Genomic DNA, 412 nt, shown 5'->3' with positions numbered 1-412 from the left:
GGAGATGCTTCCGTGGCGGGCGTTTCTGAGTCCTGAAATTCATTGTGAGTGGGAGTGGACAAATCGATCGTTTTCGCAGACCATTTGGTCGGTCATTGTCTCTTCTCTTGATCACCTGAATTTGTGATTTATTCGTCCCTTCCCTCCTCCCTACTTACATCTTGAACTATTTCTTCTTCTTCTTCCTGGAGAGCCATCCAGACTGCGGACTGATCCCACATACTGCGCTTGAAATATTGAATGAACAACTTTCCGTTGTATTCAAATTATTGCATTCCCTGTCCGTACAAAAGCCTCTCGATCATTGTGCCGCCTCTGAATTGTCCCAAAATGGAACAGTGTGGCGTGTGCCACAGGATTCGGTCATTGATTTATTATTATATCGATTCGTTCCCGAGGAGGACAAGGACAC

General features: G+C 45.6%; 1 protein-coding gene. It reads left to right on the top strand.

Annotation, left to right across the window (positions count from 1 at the left end; translation table 11 throughout):
- Window positions 1–161: 161 nt before the first annotated feature.
- The coding region (locus AC1VNY_RS42780; RefSeq protein WP_482409719.1) for a hypothetical protein at window positions 162–412 on the top strand (251 nt) is incomplete at its 3' end.

The sequence above is a fragment of the Bradyrhizobium ferriligni genome (assembly GCF_056837965.1).
The sequence above is the reverse complement of the archived record's forward strand: the minus strand, read 5'-3'. Positions and strand labels throughout refer to the sequence as shown.